Origin of the sequence: Rhodoluna limnophila (genome assembly GCF_005845365.1) — a bacterium.
Classification (GTDB): Bacteria; Actinomycetota; Actinomycetes; order Actinomycetales; family Microbacteriaceae; genus Rhodoluna; species Rhodoluna limnophila.
Window position 1 is genome coordinate 1,300,092 of the sequence record NZ_CP040509.1, and the last position, 22,580, is coordinate 1,322,671.

The 22,580-nt window shown below is 54.3% G+C and carries 23 protein-coding genes and 1 tRNA gene; 10 read left to right on the top strand and 14 right to left on the bottom strand.

The features are described 5' to 3' along the window. Positions 1-46: 46 nt before the first annotated feature. On the bottom strand, positions 47-2,941 hold the full coding sequence (locus tag FFA38_RS06345) for a hypothetical protein (RefSeq protein ID WP_138315912.1): 2,895 nt from the start codon (positions 2,939-2,941) through the stop codon (positions 47-49). Positions 2,942-3,154: 213 nt separating this feature from the next. Further along, positions 3,155-3,228: transfer RNA gene (locus tag FFA38_RS06350), tRNA-Pro, on the bottom strand. Positions 3,229-3,342: 114 nt separating this feature from the next. Between FFA38_RS06350 and FFA38_RS06355 the strand changes: the two genes are divergently transcribed. From FFA38_RS06355 to FFA38_RS06385, 7 genes are all read left to right on the top strand, one after another. Further along, positions 3,343-3,552, top strand: coding sequence for a hypothetical protein (locus tag FFA38_RS06355; RefSeq protein ID WP_138315913.1), 210 nt, complete (start codon positions 3,343-3,345; stop codon positions 3,550-3,552). Between the two features lie 2 nt (positions 3,553-3,554). Further along, positions 3,555-3,989, top strand: a complete 435-nt coding sequence (locus FFA38_RS06360; protein WP_138315914.1) for a hypothetical protein — start codon at positions 3,555-3,557, stop codon at positions 3,987-3,989. Positions 3,990-4,075: 86 nt separating this feature from the next. Next, the gene (locus FFA38_RS06365; RefSeq protein ID WP_138315915.1) at positions 4,076-4,351 is read left to right on the top strand and encodes a hypothetical protein; all 276 of its coding nucleotides are present in this window, start codon (positions 4,076-4,078) and stop codon (positions 4,349-4,351) included. Continuing rightward, positions 4,348-4,989 (top strand): phosphoribosyltransferase, encoded by a 642-nt coding sequence (locus FFA38_RS06370; RefSeq protein ID WP_138315916.1) that lies wholly within the window; start codon positions 4,348-4,350, stop codon positions 4,987-4,989. The genes FFA38_RS06365 and FFA38_RS06370 overlap by 4 nt, the downstream gene beginning before the upstream one ends. 107 nt (positions 4,990-5,096) lie before the next feature. Beyond that, complete coding sequence (locus tag FFA38_RS06375) at positions 5,097-5,942, top strand: ABC transporter substrate-binding protein (protein ID WP_138315917.1); 846 nt, start codon at positions 5,097-5,099, stop codon at positions 5,940-5,942. A gap of 75 nt (positions 5,943-6,017) precedes the next feature. Continuing rightward, positions 6,018-6,884 (top strand): amino acid ABC transporter permease, encoded by an 867-nt coding sequence (locus FFA38_RS06380; protein WP_138315918.1) that lies wholly within the window; start codon positions 6,018-6,020, stop codon positions 6,882-6,884. After that, positions 6,881-7,669 carry an amino acid ABC transporter ATP-binding protein gene (locus FFA38_RS06385; RefSeq protein WP_253786165.1) on the top strand — a complete coding sequence of 263 codons (789 nt, stop codon included), beginning with the start codon at positions 6,881-6,883 and terminating at the stop codon, positions 7,667-7,669. The genes FFA38_RS06380 and FFA38_RS06385 overlap by 4 nt, the downstream gene beginning before the upstream one ends. 8 nt (positions 7,670-7,677) lie before the next feature. Here FFA38_RS06385 and ahcY read toward each other — a convergent pair whose 3' ends face one another. From ahcY to FFA38_RS06405, 4 genes are all read right to left on the bottom strand, one after another. Further along, on the bottom strand, positions 7,678-9,153 hold the full coding sequence (ahcY, locus tag FFA38_RS06390) for an adenosylhomocysteinase (protein WP_253786167.1): 1,476 nt from the start codon (positions 9,151-9,153) through the stop codon (positions 7,678-7,680). A gap of 83 nt (positions 9,154-9,236) precedes the next feature. Then, the gene (locus tag FFA38_RS06395) at positions 9,237-9,908 is read right to left on the bottom strand and encodes a hypothetical protein (protein WP_138315919.1); all 672 of its coding nucleotides are present in this window, start codon (positions 9,906-9,908) and stop codon (positions 9,237-9,239) included. A 27-nt stretch (positions 9,909-9,935) separates the two neighbouring features. Next, entirely contained in the window at positions 9,936-10,511 is a 576-nt protein-coding gene (locus FFA38_RS06400) for an NYN domain-containing protein (protein ID WP_138315920.1), read from the bottom strand. A 146-nt stretch (positions 10,512-10,657) separates the two neighbouring features. Then, a complete protein-coding gene (locus tag FFA38_RS06405; protein WP_138315921.1) occupies positions 10,658-11,605 on the bottom strand; it encodes a tetratricopeptide repeat protein in 948 nt (315 codons plus the stop codon). 150 nt (positions 11,606-11,755) lie between these two features. Between FFA38_RS06405 and FFA38_RS06410 the strand changes: the two genes are divergently transcribed. Both FFA38_RS06410 and FFA38_RS06415 read left to right on the top strand, forming a co-directional pair. Then, complete coding sequence (locus FFA38_RS06410; protein ID WP_138275924.1) at positions 11,756-12,331, top strand: TIGR00645 family protein; 576 nt, start codon at positions 11,756-11,758, stop codon at positions 12,329-12,331. 49 nt (positions 12,332-12,380) lie between these two features. Further along, on the top strand, positions 12,381-13,130 hold the full coding sequence (locus FFA38_RS06415) for an inositol monophosphatase family protein (RefSeq protein ID WP_138315922.1): 750 nt from the start codon (positions 12,381-12,383) through the stop codon (positions 13,128-13,130). Between the two features lie 6 nt (positions 13,131-13,136). Here the strand turns inward: FFA38_RS06415 and FFA38_RS06420 are convergent, their stop codons facing one another. The 7 genes from FFA38_RS06420 to FFA38_RS06450 all read right to left on the bottom strand — a co-directional run bounded on the left by FFA38_RS06420 (position 13,137) and on the right by FFA38_RS06450 (position 20,304). After that, entirely contained in the window at positions 13,137-13,721 is a 585-nt protein-coding gene (locus FFA38_RS06420) for a hypothetical protein (RefSeq protein ID WP_138315923.1), read from the bottom strand. A gap of 6 nt (positions 13,722-13,727) precedes the next feature. After that, positions 13,728-14,891, bottom strand: coding sequence for a serine hydrolase domain-containing protein (locus FFA38_RS06425; protein WP_138315924.1), 1,164 nt, complete (start codon positions 14,889-14,891; stop codon positions 13,728-13,730). A 108-nt stretch (positions 14,892-14,999) separates the two neighbouring features. After that, positions 15,000-15,815: an ATP-binding cassette domain-containing protein gene (locus FFA38_RS06430; RefSeq protein WP_138315925.1), complete on the bottom strand. Its 816-nt coding sequence runs from the start codon at positions 15,813-15,815 to the stop codon at positions 15,000-15,002. Beyond that, positions 15,808-16,857: an ABC transporter permease gene (locus FFA38_RS06435; protein ID WP_138275929.1), complete on the bottom strand. Its 1,050-nt coding sequence runs from the start codon at positions 16,855-16,857 to the stop codon at positions 15,808-15,810. Before FFA38_RS06435 ends, FFA38_RS06430 begins: the two co-directional genes overlap by 8 nt. 88 nt (positions 16,858-16,945) lie before the next feature. Next, a complete protein-coding gene (locus FFA38_RS06440) occupies positions 16,946-17,956 on the bottom strand; it encodes a sugar ABC transporter substrate-binding protein (RefSeq protein WP_138275930.1) in 1,011 nt (336 codons plus the stop codon). A gap of 141 nt (positions 17,957-18,097) precedes the next feature. Continuing rightward, positions 18,098-19,096 carry a sugar phosphate isomerase/epimerase family protein gene (locus FFA38_RS06445; protein ID WP_138315926.1) on the bottom strand — a complete coding sequence of 333 codons (999 nt, stop codon included), beginning with the start codon at positions 19,094-19,096 and terminating at the stop codon, positions 18,098-18,100. 2 nt (positions 19,097-19,098) lie between these two features. Continuing rightward, positions 19,099-20,304, bottom strand: a complete 1,206-nt coding sequence (locus FFA38_RS06450) for a Gfo/Idh/MocA family protein (protein WP_138315927.1) — start codon at positions 20,302-20,304, stop codon at positions 19,099-19,101. Between the two features lie 163 nt (positions 20,305-20,467). Here FFA38_RS06450 and FFA38_RS06455 point away from each other — a divergent pair, with 163 nt between their 5' ends. Continuing rightward, a complete protein-coding gene (locus FFA38_RS06455) occupies positions 20,468-21,481 on the top strand; it encodes a LacI family DNA-binding transcriptional regulator (RefSeq protein ID WP_138315928.1) in 1,014 nt (337 codons plus the stop codon). A gap of 10 nt (positions 21,482-21,491) precedes the next feature. On the opposite strand, the gene glpX is transcribed toward FFA38_RS06455, so the two are convergent. Next, positions 21,492-22,454: a class II fructose-bisphosphatase gene (glpX, locus tag FFA38_RS06460; RefSeq protein ID WP_246030944.1), complete on the bottom strand. Its 963-nt coding sequence runs from the start codon at positions 22,452-22,454 to the stop codon at positions 21,492-21,494. Positions 22,455-22,580: the final 126 nt, after the last annotated feature.

The window sequence follows — 22,580 nt, forward strand, 5'->3', positions numbered from 1 at the left end:
AACCCCGCCCTCTGGGGGAGAGAGCGGGGCGGTCTTCATGGGCGCATTACTTGGTCGGCAAGGTCCAAGTTGCTGCCTTGTACTGCTTGGTTACTGCATCAGCAAGAACAAACACATTTACCTTTTTCGAGTCGCTGGTGGCAGAGGTAATGTTTAGGTTTCTGGCTGAGGTTTGGGTGCCGGTGTATGAACTTGCGGTAATGGTGATGGCCTGGCCGGTGGTCACCACACCGGTTGAAAGGCTGATTGAAACCGCAGCCCAGCTCTGGTTTGAGCTGCCAATCACGTTGCCGCTTCTAACACCGGTGATGGTTCCGCTAGACAACTGACCAACAGCGGCGATGGTGCTGTAGGTGGCAAACTTGGCGTTGCTGGCAGCCGAGGCTGATGAGTAGGTAATGTTCTTACCCTTTACAGCCTTGCCCTTTGAATCAACGGTCATGATGAACTTCATGCCAGGCATTACCTGCAGGCTGCCAACACCGCTGGTTAGAACCACCCAGGTGTTCTTTGACTTACCCGGCACCGCAGAGAACCCGGTGACATCTGCCGGAATCACAGTTGCCGAAGGCACGCTTGAAGCCAACTTTTTGCCCGAACCTGAGATTGAAAGAATCTCACGCTTGGCAATCGCGGCACCAGAACCAAACTGGCAGTAGCTGTTTGAACCAACCACGGTCTTGGCATAGGTTGTGGCCACGGCCAACAGGGCAGAGGTGCTTGAGGTGGCAGCCTTGTTTGCTCCAAGCGATACCGCCACACAGCCGTAGGTGCTGCTGGTGTAGTTGGTGATCTGGGCTGAGGTCTTAACCAGTGGGCTGGTGCTTGAGGTTGAGACCGTGGCAAAGATGGTGCGGTTTGGCTTGGTCATGTCAATTGGGTTCATGCACTCGACACGGATAAACGGAGCGGACATCGCTGACGAGGTCAAGATCAGTCCGCCGGCGGTGTAGCCAGAGCCAGCAGCTGCGGTACAGAATGCACTCAACTTGGCCTGGGTGATTTCAGTGGTCTTGATGCCGCTGGCCGAGTTTAGTGAACCCCACTTGACCACGTTGTTGAACGCGGTGTTGCGGTAGAGCACAGCAAAACCAGTGCCTTTGGTGCCAATCCAGCCAACTGAGTTGAGTGTGGTGGCCCCGGTAATAACTAGCTTGCCGCTACCGGCAAACTTGGTGTTTGCGCCTGCCGCGGTGTTGTTAACCACGGTGATGGTTCCGGCAACTGCTGAGCCATAGAACACATCGCCGTTGGCACCCGCATAGGCACGTGAGGTGTCGGTCACCGTGATGGCCGAGTTCATGGTCTTTAGTGATGGGGCAGTGACCTTGATTGAGGTTGAACCAGAAGGTGCAGCTAACTCAGGGGTAACCATGGTCGGCGGAACATAGACTCCGCCGCCACCGCCAGCAATCGTGGTGTGGGATACAGGTTCTGACTCAGGGCCGGTGCCCTCAAAGTTTGAGGTAGCTGACACCTTGACGTCGTAGTTGGTTGAACCGCTGAGTGAATAAACCTGGCACTTTTGGCCGGCAGCACGGTTTTCTTCGGTCAGGTATCCGGTGTAAACCAAGACGCCCGCGGTTGTGTAGGCGCGGCAGCTGTAGCTGGTGGCACTAGGGGTTTGGTCAATCACCACTGCGATGCTGTTGTAGGTGCTGCTTGCAGCATCAATGGTGAAGGTTGGGGCAACTGGGCCACAGCTTCTGGCAACAGATGTAACGCCATCAGCGTTGTCAACAATGGTCAGCGCTGGGGCGTAAACCGCGTCGGCCAGTGGGCGCTGAACGTATGCACTGGCGTTTACCTTCACGCCCTGAGAATCAGCCGGAACCTGGTGATACTGGCCGCCCTCGTCACCGGTCACGGTTGCACCAGTGACCTCGGTGTACGCAGTGTCATCCATGGCCACCGACTGCAGAATGGTCAGCGTGGTGGTGGTTACCGCGTAGGCGTAGGTTGAGTTGAAGGCATCGATTAGCAGCGCGCCGGTGCCGTTGACGTCTACGTTGGTGCCAGTGAATTCGTGCGGGCCATCGGTGGTCAAGGTGACACGGCCAGCTTCAACGCTGTAACCAATTACCTTGGCCGAGCCCGGCACAGTTTGAGTTGCGTAGGCCTCGCCAACTGGCAAGTGGCGCACAGACACGTTTGGGTCTGCGTAGGTGTTGCTGCCGTCATCAGTGGTGGTTACCGGCTGGCCGTTTGCTGCAACCTGAAGTCGTGACTTGAAGGCACTACCAACGGTTAAGTCACGGGCCAAGCACAGGCCATCGGTGGTTTCAAAGTGAACGTTGATGTCTGAGTCGGTGGCGGTGTAACTGGTAACCGCGTTGGCCTCAAAGGTTGCTTGGGTGTTGTAGTTAAGGCCGGCGGTGCCAACTGGTAGGCCGTCGGCTGCACCCGGAATCACAAGCTTCGGGGCAACGGCAAAGGTCACATTTTCGTTGGTGTTGTTGGTCAGGCGGGCACTCCAGTATGGGTTGACATACTTGGCGCCAGCGCCGCCACCACAGGTCTTCATTGCCTCGGTCCATGCAATTTCTTGAGTCTGAGGAAGGGTGGTGCCGTAGCAAGGGCCATCACCGGTGACATACCAGTTGAACTGTGCGTTCTGCGGGGTCAGGGTGGTGGTTAGGTTTGGAGCAAAGCTCAAGAGGTCGCCAACAGCAAGGTCGGTAACCATGGTTGATCCGTTTGAGCGGGTGTCAAGGTAGGCGGCAACGTAAAGGCTCACGGTCTCGCCTGGGCGAACAACGGCGGTCTGTCCGTTGGCAACATCGCGGTTGACACGAACGTTGTACTTGACCGATGGCTCTGCGGCCTGGGCTGGTGAGGCGCTGATTGCAACCACACCGGTGAGGGCAAGGGCCAGCGTTGCCGCGATGGCGGCTGCGCGTTTTGATGCAAATTTGAAGGCTTTGGTTTGGCTGTTAAACAATGAGTCACAACACTTTCTAGTAACTTTGCCGCGCCTCTGGGCGGGGCTCGTTGTGAGCCTATGGCAGCCAAATTTTTGGTTTGCTAGAAAGTGATTGGTGTCAAAGACAATGGTCTTGACAATTGTTGTGCTGAGAGCCTGTTTTGCTGGTTTTCTTTGTTATTCTCCGGCCGACAGGTGGACAGCCACCTATTTGGTTTTTTGTTTCTACAGTCGGGCTGACAGGATTTGAACCTGCGACCCCTTGTCCCCCAGACAAGTGCGCTACCAAGCTGCGCTACAACCCGTTGAGCCTTGGTTTGCCAACGATGAATTGGTTTACCAACTATGAAATAGTACGAGAAACGAAGCCCGGCTGAAAACTGAAGCCTATTGTCAGAGGTCAGTTCTACGCTTTGGCCATGAGTGAAAAACCTATGGGCTGCTTGGCTGTGTTGTTTGGTGTCGGCGCAAACCGGCCAAACCCTGCACCTCCCGCAAGTAAATCAACTGATCCAACCGATGGCGGCATGTCCGAGGGTGACATCCACTCTGGGCCAGGTGGCTATGAGGGTATGGGTTACTCGGGTGGTTATGCCGCCGATTACTTTGACGAGGGTGACGAACGCTAGTCGTGCGTAATCGGTTTTGGCTGCGGGTTGGGGTTGCAGCCGCCTTAGCGGCTGTGCCTGCGATCTTCGCGTTTTCATTTCTAAGCCTGACCGAAGACTCAGCTTTGCTGGCAGACCCTACGCCAATCGATTCGACTGCAAGCGACGTGTTGAGCTGGAATTGGCACGAGCCCGAGCGAGAGTGTGAGCACTTTGTCTCTTGCACTTTCATCGAAGTTGAAAACACCGCGCGGTGCCCAGATCAGATCTTCATTCCGATGTTTGTCAGCGATGAGCAGCAAAATCGAGTGACCTGGTCCGACCTAATTCTTGATTCGCCAAGACAGCGGGGCACGGCGGTGGTTGAAGTCGGCGTGAACATCGAGGACTTCAGCTACTTCAATGTTGGTGAAATAACCTGCACTGTCGGCCCGCCGACCCTTGAACTGAAAATCTAGCCCCGACTCACCGCGTATCTGAATAGTACTTTGAGCTGCGGAAAGGCAGCCTTTTCCTGGCGGCATTTCGACAGTAGATTGACCTCATGAATAAGAGTTTGAAAAAGTTGCGCCAGCGCACCAAGTTCTTTGCCTATATCCTTTACGGATCAATCGGCATCAGCGTAGTTGCATTTATAGCCCAGGTAATTCTGCAGCTAAATGGGTCAGCCTCTAGTGACCCAGCCATGGCCTTCTGGATTTCAGTTGCCGGGTTCTTCAGTAGCCTTTGGGCCTACGCCGGAGGAATCTGGCTGACTTCAAGTTTCTTTCTCTGGTCGACCGAAGCAATCATCGATGCTCTTGAGAAAAAGACCGAATGACTTTTTACCGCAACCGCACTGACGCCGGGCAGCAACTTGCCGGCGCGGTCATCGCGCGCTTGGGCCCAAACCCGGCCAACGCAATCGTGCTTGCGCTTCCGCGCGGTGGGGTCCCGGTGGCGAGTGAGGTTGCGAGGCAAAGCGGTGTTGCATTAGACCTTCTAATAGTGCGCAAACTGGGTATGCCTTTTGACCCCGAGTTTGCCTTTGGTGCAATTGGCCCGGGCGGTGCCTGCTATCTGAACCCAGATGTTTTGGAGAGGCACGCAATCAGTGACGAGCAAATCAATCAAGTGCGCGAGTCTGAGGCCGCCGAGCTTGCCCGACGTGAACATCTATATAGAGGTAATCGGGAGTTTCCTAACCTCGATGGCAAAACAGTGATTGTGGTTGACGACGGTATTGCCACCGGAGCATCGATCAAGGCTGCGTTGCTGGCGCTCAAATCATTGAAACCTGGCAAGGTGGTTTTGGCGGTGCCGGTGGCGCCCAAAGAATCGGTGCCTGAATTCACCCAATTAGTTGACGAATTTATTTGCCCGCTGACCCCAGAGCACCTGGGTTCGGTTGGCGAGCACTACGCCGAGTTTGGTCAGGTGACTGATGCCGAAGTGTTAAACCTGAGTAACAGAGGGTAAACAAGTTTGCCAACGTCAGTGGGTGCAGGCAGAGTTATCTCAAAGGAATTCGCAGGCACAAACCTGAATTCACCACCTAAGAACACAATTCATTGAGGGAGCATCGCATGACATCATCAAAGCGTTTCAAGACCGGGCTAGTTGCCCTGGCCACCGCCACCGCCCTGCTACTAGCCGGTTGCGCATCAGCCACCCCAGAGCCAACCGAGTCAACTGACGCACTGCCGACCCTGACCGCCGGCAAGCTAACCATCGGAACCGGCGAGCCAGCCTATGAGCCATGGGTTGTTGGCGACGCCCCAGAGTCTGGCGAGGGCTTTGAAGCTGCCGTTGCCTATGCCGTTGCCGAAGAGCTTGGCTTTGCCGCCAGCGATGTTGTTTGGGTGCGCACCACTTTTGACGAGGCAATTGCGCCTGGCCTAAAGAACTTTGACTTCAACTTGCAGCAGTATTCAATCACCGATGAGCGCAAGGCTGCCGTTGACTTCTCGAGCCCGTACTATGAGACCACCCAGACTGTGATCACCGTTGAGGGTTCAGCAGCTGCCGGTGCAACCACCGTTGCAGAGCTAAAGGGCTTGCAGATTGGTGCCGCCACCGGAACCACCAGCTTTGCTGCCATCGAATCAGTGATCAAGCCAACCGCAGGCGCAAAGGCATTCAACTCAAACGATGACGCAAAGGCTGCTCTAGAGGCCGGCCAGATTGACGCCATCGTGGTTGACCTGCCAACCGCGCTTTACCTAACCGCAGTTGAGCTAACCGGCGGCAAGATTGTTGGTCAGCTTTCAGGTGCTGCTGTGGGCGACCAGTTTGGCCTAGTGCTAGACAAGGACAGCCCTCTAACCGCAGCTGTTACCGCAGCGGTTGACCGCCTGCGCGCCAGTGGCAAGCTGCAAGAACTAGCCGATCAGTGGCTAGCCGACTACGCCGGTGCACCGGTTCTGAAGTAATACCAACTGTTAGATTGGGGAGGTAGTCACTGACTGCCTCCCCTTCAGTTTTCGCCCAATTACCGAAAGCAAAAAATGGCCAGCGAGACCCGCGAATACCAGCCCTCAGAGGCTGAACTTGCTCGCCGGGTTTATCGCGCCAGCAAAAAGCGCCGCTCAACCCTGGTGTCATTTATCAGCACTGTGGTCTTTGCTGCGGTTGCAGTTTTAGCGCTCGTAAACACACCCGGATGGGAGCGCGTCTCAACCTCATTCTTCGACTGGGACACCGCGATCGGGGCTTTCCCGCGCGTACTCGAAGGCCTTTGGCTAAACCTTCGGGTTTTGGTTTTTGCGGTTATCGGTGTGCTGATTTTTGGCCTGCTGCTGGCCATTATGCGCACGCTGCGCAACCCAGTGTTTTTTCCGCTGCGCATCTTTGCCCGCGGTTATGTTGACTTTTTCAGAGGCCTGCCACTCATCATCGTGCTCTACATTGTGGGCTTCGGAATCCCTGGTTTGCGCCTTGAATTCTTAGGTCGAATCCCGGCCGAGGTGCTTGGCACAGTTGCCCTGATTCTCACCTACTCGGCTTATGTGTCTGAGGTGTTTAGAGCCGGCATCGAGAGCATCCACCCATCGCAGCGGTTGGCCGCCCGCTCACTGGGCCTCAGCTATTCAAAGACCATGCGCCTGGTGGTTTTGCCGCAGGCGGTTAGGCGCGTTGCCCCACCACTGATGAACGACTTTGTGGCTCTGCAAAAAGACGTTGGCTTGATCTCAATTTTGGGTGCGGTTGATGCCGTGCGCGGTGCCCAGATTGAGGTGGCCAAGTATGCCAACTTCACGCCCTATGTTGTTGCCGGTCTGTTGTTTGTGCTGCTGGCAATTCCATCGGTGCGCTTTGCCGACCGGATTAGCCAAAAGTATGCTCAGCGCGAGCAAGCAGGGAGCGCCCTTTGAGCCCCAGCAACCTAAACCAGCCGGGCGCGGTGACCGAGATTGACTGGTCTAACCCGCGACTAAAAGTGCGCAATTTACGTAAGCAATATGACGAGCGCGTGATTTTGAATGGCGTTGACCTCGAGATTTATCCGGGTCAAATTGTGGCCCTGATTGGGTCATCTGGCTCGGGCAAATCAACCATGCTGCGCTGCATCAACCTGATTGAAGAAATCAGTGACGGGCAAATTTGGCTTGAAGGGCGCGACATCAGTGTTGCCGGCATTGATCAGGATGAAGTTCGCCGCGATGTTGGCATGGTTTTTCAGTCATACAACCTCTTTGCGCACCTGAGCATTCTTGACAACATCACGCTGGCGCTGCGCCACGTGCAGGGCAAGACCAAGGCTGAGGCCGACGAGGTTGCAATGCAGTGGCTATCGCGAATTGGCTTGGCTGATAAGGCAAAGTCCTTCCCCGATAAACTCTCGGGCGGCCAGCAGCAGCGCACGGCAATTGTGCGGGCGGTGGCTTTGAACCCCAAGCTTTTGCTGCTTGATGAGGTGACCAGCGCGCTTGACCCTGAGCTGGTTGGTGAGGTGCTTGAGCTGATTCGCGACCTCAAAAAATCGGGCACGACCATCATCATGGCAACTCACGAAATGTCTTTTGCCCGCGATGTTGCCGACTGGGTGGTCTTTTTAGATCAGGGCGCGATTGTTGAAGAGGGTGAAGCGGCAGAGTTTTTTGCCAACCCAAAGCAGCCGCGCACCAAAGAGTTTTTGACCCGCTTGCAGATTTTGTAATTCGCGCTCTAGTAGCGGTATTGCTCAGGTTTGTATGGGCCTTCAACTGGCACAGAAATATAACCAGCCTGGCGCTCACTCAGTTTGGTCAGCGAAACCCCAAGGGCTGGCAGGTGCAACCTGGCAACTTTTTCGTCGGCTAGTTTGCCAATCAAATGCACCCGTGGCTCAAGGTTGGCGGCGTTTTCGGCAAGCTCAATCTGGGCCATGGCCTGGTTGGTGAACGACGCACTCATCACAAAACTCGGGTGGCCGGTGGCATTGCCGAGGTTCATCACGCGCCCCTCGCTGAGCAGCAAAATTGAGCGGCCGTTTGGCAGAGTCCATTGGTCAACCAGCGGCTTAATTTGAACCTTCTGGGCGCCGGGCAGTGCTTCAAGCCCGTGCATGTCAATCTCGTTATCGAAGTGACCGACGTTGGCCAAAATGGCCAGGTTCTTCAGCTTCAAAAAATGCTCGGGTCTGACTATGTCAATATTGCCGGTGGCGGTGATCACAAAGTCCAGCTGCTCAATAACCTCTTCAAGCTGGGCAACCTGGTAGCCATCCATGGCCGCCTGCAGAGCGCAAATCGGGTCAATTTCACCGATGATTACGCGCGCACCCTGACCCGCCAGCGCCTCGGCGCATCCCTTGCCAACGTCTCCATAGCCGGCAACAAAGGCCACTTTTCCACCGATGAGAACATCGGTCGCGCGGTTTAGGCCGTCAACCAGTGAGTGACGAATGCCGTATTTGTTGTCGAACTTTGATTTGGTCACGGCGTCGTTGACGTTGATCACCGGAAACTTGAGTTCGCCCTTGCGTGAGAGCTCTTCAAGGCGCTGAATGCCGGTGGTGGTTTCTTCACTGGCACCAATCATCTGGCTAACCAGCGTGGCAAAACGGGTTGGGTTTTTGGTCTGTGAGGCGGCAAGTAGTTCGCGAACAATCTCGTGCTCGGATTCGATCCATGAATTTTGCATATGCAAAACGCCAGACTTTTCAAATTCAATGCCCTGGTGAACCAAGTAAATCAGGTCGCCACCGTCATCGATGATGCTGGTTGGGCCCAGGTGTGTGTTGCCCTCGGCGTCAGGGTAGTTTGACCAATCCAGAATCTGGTCCAGGCACCACCAAAACTCTTTCGAGCTCTCGCCCTTCCAACCAAACACTGAAATTCCGGCCGGCGCCTCGGGGGTGCCGGTGCCAACAACCAGGGCGGCAGCAGCTTCATCCTGGCTAGAGAAGATGTTGCAGCTGGCCAAACGCACGCGGGCACCAAGGGCCACCAGGGTCTCGACCAAAACGGCCGTTTGCACGGTGATTGACAGCGATACTGAGATGCGCGCCCCGGATAGCGGCTGGCTCTGGGCATACTCGGCACGAACTGCCATGAGTCCAGGCATCTCGTTTTGGGCCAGGCTAATTTGGTGGCGGCCTGTCTCGGCAAGTGAAATGTCGGCGATTGAAAAGTTAGTTGAAGTAATTCCGCGGTGACTCACGGTGAATCCTCTCTAGAGGACCCCCGGCCCTCATGTTCAGTCTGTCATGAGAGCGCGGGGAACCCGAGAAATGAGTCGTTTGGTTACTGAACGTTAAAGAAGTAGTACTTGTTGTCCCAAGAGCTTGGAATCAGAACCATTTGGCTTGGGTCTTTCGAAATGTCCAACTGCACGTATAGGCTGCCGGTGTCGCTGAAACCCGGCATGATTGCAATGTCACCTAGGTCATCAGAAACTGTCGGCCCGAAGATGCCTTGGGAAATAAGTTTTCCGCCAGCCACTACGCCCACCTCAGCAATGTATGGTTCTTCGGTTTCATCACCCATGTTGGTAGCTGTGACGTTGAACTGAACCCAGCGGGTTGTTGCTTCAGGGTCAGGAATACCGTCGTAGTTATCGTCGTAAGTGCAGCCGTCGTTAAACATGTTTTCTGAACATACGTACCAAGATGCGTCGTCAACGTATTCGTTGAAGGTGAACTTGAAGTTTCCGATTTTTAGAGATGTTCCAACTGGTACAGGTCGCTTTGCACTGCCAAGCGCGGGTGCCGTGGAGGTGAGTTTCCAAACCTTTTTGCTACCTGACTTCACACACGTGTAGGTCTTTAGGCCGACCGTGGATTTTTTGTTTAGCGTTGTGCATTTGGCGCCGGCCTTAACTGTTGCGGCCTCTGTTGCGCCAATCCCCGATGAAAGGACCAGACCTAGCGCAAGAGCAATTGCACCGAAACTTTTACCGATTGTGATTGTTGCCATTTCGATACCCCCATATCGTTCAGTTATCTAAATAGTAGGGCCAAATTGGAACTTAGACACCAACTCGGCGCTGAGCCTTATTTGCCCCTGACTTGCTCTTACGAGAGTTGCGTAAACAGGCCTCAAGTACGCCACCGTCGAGACGATTCGAATTGTGATCCAAGGGCATTCTTGGGTTACGAATTGGACAGCTGGCAGGAAGTCTGAGTCCGCGCTAAACAAGAGAATCTCTTCGTATTCGCCGCTCAAGGCACCTTTGACTAGTTCTGTAGCCAAAGCAACATCTGTCTGCTTCTCTTGATGTTTCCAGAATTTGGTCTCACAATGTGGACAATTTTGAGACTGGCTCCTAAATTCGCCAAGGACAACCCCTACCCCGGATGATCGAAGTTCAGCCAAATATTTATCTTGGGCTTCCTTGACTGAGTTGCCAAGATGCCTGATTTTTGCTGTGAAATATTGGACCCGCACTTCTGATATTCCGTGCCCATCGGCAATGAACTTCGAAAGGGCCATCAGATCGATTTTTAGAAGATCCTCGTCCAAATCACGAAGCGCATGAAAAATGTTGAGTCCGTCAACACAAACCAACATGCGCGGCATTAGAACCTCGTTAAGTAAAAAACCCGGCGGATATACCGCCGGGGGGGATTGGGTGTGAGCCAATCGCAATACGGCTAAGTTATCAAAGTCTTATTCAGAACTCAATAACTTTGGCCAGTGGAAACTAACCTGTGTAAAACCCGGGTTTAGCGCTGGTGCAGCAGGGTTAGCTCAGTGTTTTGCGCCAGACTCTTGAGCCCAACCGCCCTCAACAACGGAACAACTGACTCGAGCATGGTGCACCCTGCATCAACCTGACCGTCAGCAATCAGGTGCTGACCCAGGTGATACATGGCCTTAGCCGTGGTCTCGTGCTTTTCTTTTACGTCATTGTCGGCAATGACCGACTGCAGCAAACTAACGGCAACCTCAGAGTTGCCCATTGCCGAGTGAATGTTGCTGGCCTCGATGGTGCACTCTCGCTCACCCATTAGGTCGTTAGAGAACTTGGCAATTGCCAGGCCTTCTTGCGCTGCGGTTAGGGCCTCGTGCAGGTTGCCCAGTTGACGGTCAACAAAGGCCAGCTTGAACTTGGTAAGAATTACGCGATCGGTGCGACTGTGCGCCTCTAGTAGCGGCAAGGCTCGAAGCAGGCTCTCGCGGGCCTCGGCATAGCGCATGCGGCTAGCCAAAAGTGAGCCAAGGTCAAGGTGGGCCTGACCCTGAAAGTATTCGTGACCGGCCTCGGCAAAACCAAGAATGGCCTCGCGGTAGGCAACCTCTTGTTTGTCTTCTTGCAAAGTGGTTCGGTAGCAGTCGGCCAGGTGCCACTGCATAAATGCGTAATCAAGTGCGTTGCCAACTAGGTCGGCAAATTGCAGGGCCTCTTTAATTGACTCGATGGCTTCGTCATCGCGAGCAGAGTCGTGCAGGGCAAGGCTCTTAAGTCGGTTGGCCTCTACCCAAAGTGCAGATCCGCGCTCGTCAGCAAGAGCATCAATCAGGCCGCCGGCAACCGCAACGGCGTCTTCGTGCTCGTTGGTGTTCCACAGATGAAATGCCAAATCAAACATGGCCTTGTGGCGGTTGGGGTTGTTTAGGTCCGTCGAGCGCTTCCAAAGTTTGGACAGCGTTTTGTCTTCAGTTGATGACATGTGATTCCCCCTAATCTCATTTAAGCCCCCCCCCCCCCTGAAAATCAAGTTGAGCGACTCGCAACCAACGTAGTTCCAGCCTCCGACATTCATTCTCAAAATCACGTTTGGTTAGGATAAGTCCAGCGAACAGAAACGGAATTTCTTTTTATGAGCAAACTCTCAAATGTCATCGAACGCAGCATCTTTTGGTCACGCTGGCTATTGGCGCCGCTGTACCTAGGGCTCATCGGTGTACTGGCAGTGCTTGCCTACAAGTTTGTAATTGAGTTCATTGCCATGGTGCAGAACGTGCTGCTGCACGATGACCACAGTTTTGTACTTGATCTCTTGGCGCTGCTTGACCTGGTGCTAATGGCCAACCTGATTTTGATTGTGCTGTTTGCCGGTTACGAGAACTTTGTTTCGAAGATTGAGGTTGCCGAGCGTTCTGTTGACCGCCCTTACTGGATGGGATCTGTTGACTTCTCTGGTTTGAAGATCAAGCTGATTGGTTCACTCGTGGCTATCTCAGTTATTGAGTTGCTGAAAGACTTTGTTGAGCTTGCCGAAGACACCCATGCTGAGGTTGGTCAAGGCACCATCTGGCGAATCATCATTCACCTAACCTTTGTGGTCTCAGGTGTCCTTTTTGCTGTGATGGACTGGATCAGCGACAACCGAGTGATTCGCAAGCACGAAAGCGCGATGGCTCACGGCAGCGCCGGTAGTTCAGCCAACATCTAAGCTGAACCACCGCCGGCAGGGAAACCTGACGCGAAGGTAAAATATCAAGATGAACCCTGAATATCTTGAAGACCTGCTCAACTGCGCACTGACAGCGGCCAACGCCGGAGCAGCCGAGCTGGTTAAGCGCTTTGGCGGACCACTGGATATTCAATCCAAGACCTCGGCCGAAGACAAAGTTACCGATGCCGATTTGGCGTCTGAAAAAGTGGTTCGCGGCGTTATCGCAGAGCTACGCCCAAACGACACCATCAGCGGTGAAGAACTTGCCGAGCAGGTGGGCGACAACGCAGCCGTGCGCTGGAGCATTGACCCGCTAGACGGAACGGTCAACTACACCCGCGGTATTCCGTACTTTGCCACATCGGTTGGCGCGCAAGACCTAGCCACCGGCCTGTGGGTTGCCGGCGCAGTGGTTGCCCCGGCCCTAAACACCACCTACTTTGCCAAGCGCGGTGGTGGTGCCTGGGTTATTCGCAACGGCCAGACCACCCAGATTTTTGGCCCGCCGGCCGACCGCCAAACCAAAATTTTGGCCACCGGGTTTTCATACTCTGCAGTTGAGCGCGCGGCCCAGTTTGCCAAGCTTGACCAGATGATGCCTGAGTTTGTTGACATTCGCCGCATGGGCTCAGCCGCTCTAGATGCCTGCATGGTGGCCGATGGCACGGTTGATGTTTACTACGAGAAGCACATCAAAGAGCACGACTGGGCAGCCGCCCTTTTGATTGCCGAAGAAGCCGGCCAGACCGTCAAGCGCCCAGAATTTGTGGGCGACTTTGGCTCGGTCAACCTCTAGAAACCTCTAGCCCAACCTAAACGCTCGGCGCACCGGGTACTCAAGGTACTCGGCCATAAACTCAAGCCGTTCGTCGCGCCAGGCGTAATCGCGCGCCACTTTGGCCAGCGCTGCCCAAAAGAATACGTTCAAAAGATCCACACTGATGTGTGTCATCGAATCACCCGGAAAAGCCTTGCCAATCATCCGGCGCAGCAAAGTTGGCACGTCACTCAGGCCGTAACGGTGCAGCGCAGCGCGCACCTGAAACTCAAGTTCACGGGCTCGACGAGGGTTCCAAAGCGGGTTTCCGCCTGAGCCATCGCCCATGCGCCCAAACTCATCGGTGGGCAAATGCAACAGGATGTGTGCCACCTGAGCGTGCCGCACGTGCGCGCCATCAAGCAGATCAAAGAGCTGCGCAAAGGCATCAATCTCGTAACCGCATTTACGCAGATCAAGGACATCGGGGTAATAAGGAAACTTATAAAACGGGATGTGCTTGACGATTGGGCCCGACTTGCGAATTGCAACCTTGCCCTTGACCTCGCCGCCCCAGGTTTGAACGGCTTCATCGGGCTCACCCGCGCCTTGCCATTCTTCAGGATTCATAGAGTTCTATTGTGCCAAAATTCGTTTGACTTCACGGATGGCTGCCTGCTGCCAATCTTGCTCTTCAGGCCCGCTGTGAATGTAGCTGGAGGTGTAGGCAACGCCAACTCGATAACCGAAATCACCGAAGGCAATTTGACCGCCAAGACCGTCGTGGCCGAAAGAGGTTGGTGAGATCATGTCTCTGAACCCAGGGGTGTCGAGCATGAACCCGAGGCCGCGGTTTGGCCATGGGCCTGGCTCACCCCAAACGGTTGGGCCGGTCACGGTGATGGTCGATGCCTCGCGCAGGGTTTCGTCACTCAGCAATCGCACGCCATCGGTCTCGGTAACACAAGCAGAGTAAATCTTGGCCAATGCCTTGGCACTGGCAACACCGCCCGCACCGGCAAACTCCGACTGCAAAACTCGAGGGTCGTTGAACCCGGTGCCCTCGCCGGCAACCTCGGCGGTGAAGGCGCTGCCAAAGGTCATGGCTTTTTCAATCCAATAGTTTGGGGTGCCCGGCAGCGGGTTGCCAGAGGCACGCTTGCCGTCGGTGATCAACGGTGCAACCTGGCCAAGTTTGTCGGCTGGCAGGCCAATCCAGGCATCTGCATTCAGTGGGCCAGCGATGTGCTCGGCAAAGTACTGACCAATGGTTTGACCGGTAATGCGTCGAACCACCTCGCCAACCAGGTGGCCAAAGGTGCCAGCGTGATACTGGTATCCGGTGCCCGGAGCCCACAGCGGTTCTTGCGCGGCAAGCTCGTCAACCACAGTGTGGCCGTCGAGAAATTCATCGAGGGTTAGATCGCGGCGAACAGCAGACAAACCTGCGCGGTGCTGAAGCAACCACTTGACCGGAACCTCACTCTTGCCTAGGGCCGCGAACTCTGGCCAGTAGTAGGCCACGCGCTGCTCTGGGTCTAGCAAACCACGCTCAATTAGCTGGTTGGCAACGATAGAGGTGAGGCCCTTGGTGCAAGAGAAGATGACTGATGAAGTGTTCGACTGCCAGTCTTGCCCCGGCTTTGCCTGACCCTGCCAAATGTCTAGGGCCAGCTCACCATCCTGATAAATTGCCATCGATGAGCCTCCGGCAAAGGCGCCATCGGTGATTTTTTCGAGCTCTTTGCCCTGGGCAAAGAACAACTCAGCAACTGTCTCAAACTTCGGTGTGATCAACATAGTGTTTCAATTCTGCCACCTGATTCGGGGCTTAAATAAGTCGTTCTTAAGGCAAAAGGTGCCCGACCGAAGTCGAGCACCTTCCACACTGGAGTGGGCGATTCCTTACTAGTGAATCTGGTTGATAGTTCCAGTAAGAGTGTTTAGTTCAGCCTCAAGCTCAGCCATTGCCTCGCCACCGGCCATGAGGTCGGTGATCTGGTCACGGGTGCGCTCACCCTTGGCAAAGTCATCGGCCTTTTCGCCGCGAATCAAAACCGCAAAGTGGTCACCAACGGTTAGTGCGTGTGACACGTTGTGAGTTACCAAAATAACTGCGATGCCCTTGAGCTTGGCCTGCATGATGATGCGAAGAACGTGAGTTGCCTCTTTAACACCAAGCGCTGCGGTTGGCTCGTCAAGAATCAGCACGTTTGCACCAAAGTAAACCGCACGCGCAATTGCTGATGCCTGGCGCTCACCACCTGATAGACCACCGATTAGACGGTCACCGTCAGTCACGCGGGTGATGCCCAGTGCCTGCATCTCGCGAACTGCGGTCTCGTTGGCAAACTTCTTGTCGAAGCGCTTGAACGGACCCCAACCCTTTAGTGGCTCAGCGCCAACAAAGAATGAACGGCCAATGCTCATCAGCGGGAAGGTGCCGCCGAACTGGTGAACGGTAGCGATACCCACGTTGCTGGCATCTTTAGGTGACTTGAAGTTGGCAACCTCGCCGTTTACCTCAAGGGTTCCTGACGTTGGTTCGTGAAAACCTGACAGCACCTTGATCAGTGTTGACTTACCAGCACCGTTGTCACCCAGTAGGCAAAGTACCTGGCCTGGGTAGACCTCTAGCGATACGTCTTTTAGAGCTGCGTAGCCGGCAAAGATTTTTGAAACATTCTTTAGAGCCAGAATTGGCTTCTGTGCTGACTTAGTCATTCTTCTTCTCCTTTTTGCCACCAGACAAAGCCAAGCGGCGGAAAGTGTTGTTGGTTAGTACAGCGATTAGTAGCAAGATACCCAAGATCAGAGCAGCCCAGTCGGCGTTCCATCCGGTGTAGTAGATACCCTGGTTCACAATTGCAAAGGTAAGGGTTCCGAGAATCACACCGACAGTTGATCCGTAACCACCGGTTAGCAATACGCCACCGATAACTACAGCGATGATCGAGTTGAACACGAACGATTGACCATTGGCCACCTGGGCACCGTTGTACATGATGGTCTGGATTACACCGACAAGCGCTGCACCGAATCCGCTGGCCATAAATAGACCGATGCGAACCTTTGCTACTGGAATACCGGTTGCACGAGCTGAAACTACGTCTCCACCGATTGCGAAAATCCAGTTACCGAACTTGCTCTGGGTAAGAATCCATGAAATGACAACTGCAACTAGCAGCCACCAGAAGATAGCCACGCTGAATTTGCCACCGATGAGTGAGCCGAAAGTCTCTTTGAAGAATGGCTCGGCGGTGAGTGAAACTGCGGTTGAGCTAACCACAAGGCGGGTTGCACCCAGGGTCAAACCTGAGACTGCAAACAGCATGGCTAGGGTTACAACGAACGAAGGCAGGTTGGTCTTGGTAACGATTAGACCGTTTAGGAATCCAACCAAGGTACCTAGCGCAAGAGCTGCAATGATTCCGACGATGGTCGGAAGGCCGTAGTAGCCAGAAACGATGGCTAGAGTCATCGAGCTTGAAGCCAGTACCGAACCAACTGAAAGGTCTAGGTCACCGGCGATCATTACAAGTGCAACTGGAAGGGCAATAATGCCTAGCTCAGCGGCCACGTTTAGCCAGCTGGCAGAACCGCCAGGGCCAACAAACTCAGCTCCACCGGCAATTGCAAAGAAGACGTAAACAGCAAAGGCACCAACTAGGGCACCGAATTCCGGGCGGCGCAGAAGTGCACCGAAACCTCCGGATTGCTTAGAGAATTTGACGCTTGAAGTAGCGCTCTTGGCCTGCTGGCTCATAAGAATTTTCCTTGATTGTTTGAAGAATTTTTGGAGCTTTGGCTGGGCCAGACCGAAGCCTGACCCAGCCAATGCACACTATTTACGACTAACGTACGCCGTTCGCTACACCAGCGATAACAACATCTACGTTGTCCTTGGTGACTAGTGAAGGGCCAGTTAGTAGTGGGCGTGAAGCAGGCAAGATGCCGTACTGAGCGTACTGCCATGCTGCTGAGGTTGCTAGGTAACCCTGTAGCCAAGGCTGCTGGTCAATTGCGAACAACTGAGTTCCTGCCTTGATGCGGTTTAGCTGGCTCTCTGACAAGTCAAAAGTACCTAGCTGAACCTTGCCAGCCTTGCCAGCCTGCTCGATAGCGCTTGCTGCGCTGTCTGCATCCTGAACACCGATGGTTACGATGCCGTCAATGGTTGCGTCCTTGCTGATCGCAGCCTTGATTGCGTTGGCAACAGCGGTTGGGTTACCGAAGTTTGATGAAGGTAGTGGAAGTTGAGTTGACTTTGCGCCATTAGCCTTTGCACCATCTGCAACACCCTTACAACGTGCCTCTTGGTTTGCTGAACCTGGAACAGTGTTGACACATAGAACGTGCTTGTAGCCAGCCTTACCGAAGTACTCGCCACCTGCAACACCTGCTACGTAGTCGTCAGCACCGATGTAGGTAAGTGCACCGGTGATGTCAGCCTGCTCGATGCCACCAGCGTTGTAGTGGATAACTGGAATACCAGCTGCAACTGCACGCATGATTGCTTCGTTCTCGGCGTCTGGAACCCAGTCAGCAACAACGATTGCCTGTGCACCTGCTGAAACAGCGTCGTCAACGAGCTTTCCAGCGTCAGGGCCTAGGTTGTCGTAGTTCTTTGGGCCAAGCCAGGTAACAGAACCGCCAGCTGCTTCAACAGCCTTTGCTGCAGCCTCGGCGCCAGCCTTAACTACGCCCCAGAATGGGTCTGCTGGCATACCACCGATAACGTAAACCTTGATTCCGCCAGTTGGGGTTTCTTCGGTTGGGGTCTCAGCAGCTGGAGCTGAACAGCCGGCCAATAGTAGCGCGGCGGCTGCAAATAGTGGAACTACTTTTGAAAAACGAGTTTTCATTCTCGCCATCCCTTTCTCTAGTTGATACTTCGTTGTATTTCTGCTTTTTATTTCTGAATCCGCTTCATGTTGTTCTGAAACGAGTCCTCGAGTTAGTCAATGTCCCTTTGTTCCTAACTCTGAGATCTTTGGGGCTGCTCTTTAGACGCCGGCAATCTTTGCTGCGTCGAGAAGAACCTTGGCCGCAACCTCGATACCTTCGATGCGTCCTAGGGACACATCTTCGTGCTCGATGTTGAGGACCATGTTTGGGTCAACATCATGCAGGGCTTTGATGAACTCAGCCCAGTAAGCGGTGTCGTGCCCACGGCCCAGGGCAACAAAGTCCCAAGCCGAATTCTTTGGCCATTCGTTTACCCATTCGTCGCCACCAAGGTTGGTGCGGTTTTCATCTGGGCTCAAACGGCGGAAGCTGTTGTCAAGAACACCCTCGATAGCTGCGTGTGGGTTGACGCGAACGTCCTTGGCGGCTGCGTGAACTACCAGTGAGCCGAGGTCCTTGACCACTGCAATTGGATCCATCTGCTGCCAGAACAAGTGAGAAGCATCCAGTTCAACACCGATGTTGGTGGTGCCGGCACGCTTCACTAGCTCGCGCATTGAAGATGGGTTGAAGACTAGGTTCTGTGGGTGCAGCTCAAGCGCCACCTTGACTCCGTTGTCTACTGCAAGCTTGTCAACCTCTGACCAGTATGCAGAGGCTACGCCCCACTGGTAGTCAAGTACGTCAAGCATGGCTGAGTTCCATGCGTTTACCTGCCAGTTAGGGAACTTTGCGCCAGGCTCGCCACCAGGGAGACCTGACATTGTGACCACGCGAGTCTGTCCAAGGCGGCCAGCTAGGCGGATCGAACGCTTTACGTCTTCTCCGTGCTTGTCACCAATAACTGTGTTTGGGTGCAGTGGGTTTCCGTTGCAGTTCAAGCCACCGATTTCAACGCCGGTGCCCTCGAAGATTGCCAAGAAGTCATCGCGTGCTGCGTCGCTGACCAAAATGTCATCCATGGTTGGAACATGCACTGCTGGCAAGAAGCCACCGGTGTTTAGTTCGATGGTGGTTAGACCTAGGTCACCAATTACCTTGATTGCCTCAGGTAGTGAGCGATCGTGAAGGATTGCGTTGTATAGACCGAACTTCATTTTTAGCCTCGTAGGTAGGTTGGGTTTGCGGTCGGAACATCGACTGATGCACCGTTTGAATTGCCAGACTGGATGACTGCTTCGATGATCTCCATGTTGTGAAGGCCGTCTTCGAAGTTTGCACAGTAAGGGAGAGCTGAGGTCTCTGGTAGGCCAGCAACCTCCTGAAGGAACGCGCGGTTCTGGAAGAAGAACTGGTCGTTCTGACCAACGTTGACACCAGGTGCGTCTACCGGCAGACCACCGGCGATGTATGGGTGTGCCGGGCCGATCTGGATAGTGCGGAATCCGCGCTGACCGTGCTTGTCTTCGTTCAGCATGAGTTCAAACTCACCATTGCGTGACTGGGTGAAGCGTGCTGCACCCTTCTCGCAGTAAACCTCAAACTCAAGTGAGGTTGGGTGGCCGGCGGCAACACGTGAAACCTGGATTGCTCCGGCAATTCCATCGAAGTCAGCCATGAAGCCCGCGTAGTCATCGTTCTCAACGGTGTCCATCTGGTCTGAAACTGTGGCACCCGAGTGACCCTGAACTGCACCTGACGGAATAGGACGTTCGGTGATTGAAGTCGAGAAACGAGCACCGGCAACAGCGGTGAATGGTCGGCCGGTGATGAACTCGGCTACGTATGAGATGTGTGAACCAACGTCAGCTAGTGCACCGGTACCCATACCGCCCTTGTAGCGCCAGCTGATCGGAGACATTGGGTCGCTTGAGTAGTCGGCCCAGTAGTTGCCCGAGAAGTGAAGCACTTTGCCCAACTGACCTGAAGCAACAATCTGCTGAATTGCTGCGATTGCCGGGTTGCGCAAGAAGGTTAGTCCGATGCGTGCAACGGTTGATGCGCTGTTTGCTGCAGCAACCATGGCACGGGCGTCGTCAAGGGTGTCTGAAAGTGGCTTCTCGCAAAGCACGTGCTTGCCGGCAGCCAACAGACCCTCAACGATCTCGCGGTGCAAGCTGTTTGCTACAACTACGCTAACTGCGTGGATGTTTGGGTCGTCAGCAATTGAACGCCAGTCTGCGTCGTGACGCTCGAAGCCAAAGCGCTTTGCGGCAGCCTCACCAAACTGTGCGTTGACGTCACCGATTGAAACTAGCTTTACCTCTGGCAGGTCTGAACCATACAAAGATGTAGCAGCGCGGTACGCCGCAGCGTGCCCACGTCCTGCCATTCCAGCACCGATAACCGCTACACCAATTGACATTGATTCTCTCCTTTGAGCTTTATTGCTAAGTCTGTTGGAGCGCTCCAATGGAGCGCTCCAACTCAAAGTAGCATTACGCCCCGAGAGAAGGAAGCGACTTTACCGAAATGTTATTTTGTCCTAACAAACAAAACTCGGCTCCTAATCGGCTAGCGTGTAATTTGTGACCGAAATCACTGAAAAAGCCAAGCCCGCCACGATCTATGACGTGGCTTTGAAGGCTGGCGTGAGTAAGTCAACCGTGTCACTGGTGATTCGCGGTGAGAGCAATGTCAGTGAAGAAAAGAAACTCCTGGTTCAATCAGCTATTGAAGAACTCGACTACCGCCCTAGCCGCTTTGCCCAGCAACTGGCTAGCCACAAGACCAGGTCTATCGGTGTTGTTATCACCGATTACAAAAACCTCTCATACCTGGGTTTCTTGAAGGGCCTTCGTGAGATTCTTGATGACGCCGGCTACCAGGTAATCATCAGCGATCTTCACCGCAGCCCAAACTTTGCCGAAGACCCAGTTGACGCTTTTGTCTCAATGAAGGTAGATGGTTTGGTTTTGGCCACCGAGCCTGCCGGGTTGCGCACTCACAATCTTGATATTCCATGCGTCATGATCGGTAAGCGCGAAACCCTGGTGCCTGGCTCAGACGTTGTTTTCAATGATGACTCGACCGGCACCCGTTTGATGCTTGAGCACCTAAAACAGCTGGGACATCAGAGAGTGGCACACCTGACCGGCGTTGGCGGCATCGCGATCAACCGCCGCGTGGCTTTTGCAGAGCATGCCAAAGAGCTAGGCCTTTTGGGCTCTGTGTTTGGCGAGGGGCAGCCAACCACCGAAATTGGTGGCTACATGGGGACCAAAGAACTACTTGCTTCAGGAAAAACCTTCACAGCTATTTACGCCGCCAACGACTACATGGCCGCAGGTGCTTTTTCGGCTCTCAAAGAGGCTGGCATTCGAGTGCCCGAGGACGTTTCGTTGGCCGGTTACGATGACTCGCCAATTGCGTCTGAGTACCTGCTAAAGCTCACCACGGTTGACGAGCAGGGTGTTCCGGTCGGCCGCCAAGCTGCCTCACTGCTGCTAGAGCGGATTGGGCAACATACAACTTCAGCACCAAGGAACATCTCGATTGCGCCGACTCTGGTTGTGCGCGGGTCTACCGCCAAAGCTAAGTAGCGCTTAGCGCTTAGCGCCAGCGGGCTGCCAGGTAGTCAGCCTTCACGCGGCGGATGGTGCCCGAACGCGAACGCAGAATGATGCTGTCAGTGGTTAGGTAATCGCCGTGCTTCTGCACACCGTCAAGCAGCAAACCATCGGTCACGCCGGTGGCCACAAAGTAGGTGTTGTCACTCTTGACCAGGTCGTCCATTTCAAAAATCCGGTTCAAATCGTGACCAGCTTCAATGGCCTTCTTCATTTCTTCTGGTGACTGCGGGGCAATGCGGCCCTGCATAAATCCGTTTAGCGCCTTGGTGGCACATGCCGTGATGGTGCCCTCTGGTGCGCCGCCGATACCGAGGAGCATGTCGATGTTTCCGCCTCCGGTTACAGCGTGAATTCCGGCAGCAACATCGCCGTCTAGAAATAGGCGGGTGCGGCCACCGGCGCGACGAACTGCTTCTTGAAGCGGCACGTGACGTGGTCGGTCGATCATTGCAACTGTGATGTCGCTGACATCTTTTTTGAGCGCCTTGGCAAGCTCGCGCACGTTTTCTTCTGGGCTCTGGTCCAGGCTTACGGCACCGCGGCCAGCCGCCGAGGTAACCAGCTTGTCCATGTAGAAAACGTCTTGTGGGTTGTACATTGAACCGCGGTCAGAGACTGCGATAACTGAGATTGCGTGAGCACGACCTGATGCGGTTACTGAGGTTCCGTCTACCGGGTCTACTGCAACGTCACACTCTGGCCCGTTACCGTTACCAACGACCTCACCGTTGAAGAGCATCGGGGCTTCATCTTTTTCACCCTCGCCAATGACCACCGTGCCGGCAAAATCTACGGTTGAAAGAAATTCGCGCATGGCATCAACGGCAGCTTTGTCTGCCGCGTTTTTGTCACCGCGCCCAATAAATGCGCTGGCCTTGATGGCTGCTGCCTCGGTCGCACGAACAAGCTCCATGCCTAGGTTGCGGTCTGGCTTTGTGTTCATTGCGACTCCTTTGTCATTTGTTATTACATTTTACCTTTAGGTTTGTTTTTTGGGAACCAGAGACACTAGTCTTGGAACGGTCCATTATTTTGGCCCCAAAACCTTCAACGGCAAAACAGCAACCAG

Bases quoted from the DNA above. Each gene is read 5' to 3' on its own strand.
- FFA38_RS06355 (WP_138315913.1), top strand. From the start codon at position 3,343: ATGAGTGAAAAACCTATGGGCTGCTTGGCTGTGTTGTTTGGTGTCGGC.
- FFA38_RS06365 (WP_138315915.1), top strand. From the start codon at position 4,076: ATGAATAAGAGTTTGAAAAAGTTGCGCCAGCGCACCAAGTTCTTTGCC.
- FFA38_RS06370 (WP_138315916.1), top strand. From the start codon at position 4,348: ATGACTTTTTACCGCAACCGCACTGACGCCGGGCAGCAACTTGCCGGC.
- FFA38_RS06375 (WP_138315917.1), top strand. From the start codon at position 5,097: ATGACATCATCAAAGCGTTTCAAGACCGGGCTAGTTGCCCTGGCCACC.
- FFA38_RS06380 (WP_138315918.1), top strand. From the start codon at position 6,018: ATGGCCAGCGAGACCCGCGAATACCAGCCCTCAGAGGCTGAACTTGCT.
- FFA38_RS06395 (WP_138315919.1), bottom strand. From the start codon at position 9,908: ATGGCAACAATCACAATCGGTAAAAGTTTCGGTGCAATTGCTCTTGCG.
- FFA38_RS06400 (WP_138315920.1), bottom strand. From the start codon at position 10,511: ATGCCGCGCATGTTGGTTTGTGTTGACGGACTCAACATTTTTCATGCG.
- FFA38_RS06405 (WP_138315921.1), bottom strand. From the start codon at position 11,605: ATGTCATCAACTGAAGACAAAACGCTGTCCAAACTTTGGAAGCGCTCG.
- FFA38_RS06410 (WP_138275924.1), top strand. From the start codon at position 11,756: ATGAGCAAACTCTCAAATGTCATCGAACGCAGCATCTTTTGGTCACGC.
- FFA38_RS06415 (WP_138315922.1), top strand. From the start codon at position 12,381: ATGAACCCTGAATATCTTGAAGACCTGCTCAACTGCGCACTGACAGCG.
- FFA38_RS06420 (WP_138315923.1), bottom strand. From the start codon at position 13,721: ATGAATCCTGAAGAATGGCAAGGCGCGGGTGAGCCCGATGAAGCCGTT.
- FFA38_RS06425 (WP_138315924.1), bottom strand. From the start codon at position 14,891: ATGTTGATCACACCGAAGTTTGAGACAGTTGCTGAGTTGTTCTTTGCC.
- FFA38_RS06430 (WP_138315925.1), bottom strand. From the start codon at position 15,815: ATGACTAAGTCAGCACAGAAGCCAATTCTGGCTCTAAAGAATGTTTCA.
- FFA38_RS06435 (WP_138275929.1), bottom strand. From the start codon at position 16,857: ATGAGCCAGCAGGCCAAGAGCGCTACTTCAAGCGTCAAATTCTCTAAG.
- FFA38_RS06440 (WP_138275930.1), bottom strand. From the start codon at position 17,956: ATGAAAACTCGTTTTTCAAAAGTAGTTCCACTATTTGCAGCCGCCGCG.
- FFA38_RS06445 (WP_138315926.1), bottom strand. From the start codon at position 19,096: ATGAAGTTCGGTCTATACAACGCAATCCTTCACGATCGCTCACTACCT.
- FFA38_RS06450 (WP_138315927.1), bottom strand. From the start codon at position 20,304: ATGTCAATTGGTGTAGCGGTTATCGGTGCTGGAATGGCAGGACGTGGG.
- glpX (WP_246030944.1), bottom strand. From the start codon at position 22,454: ATGAACACAAAGCCAGACCGCAACCTAGGCATGGAGCTTGTTCGTGCG.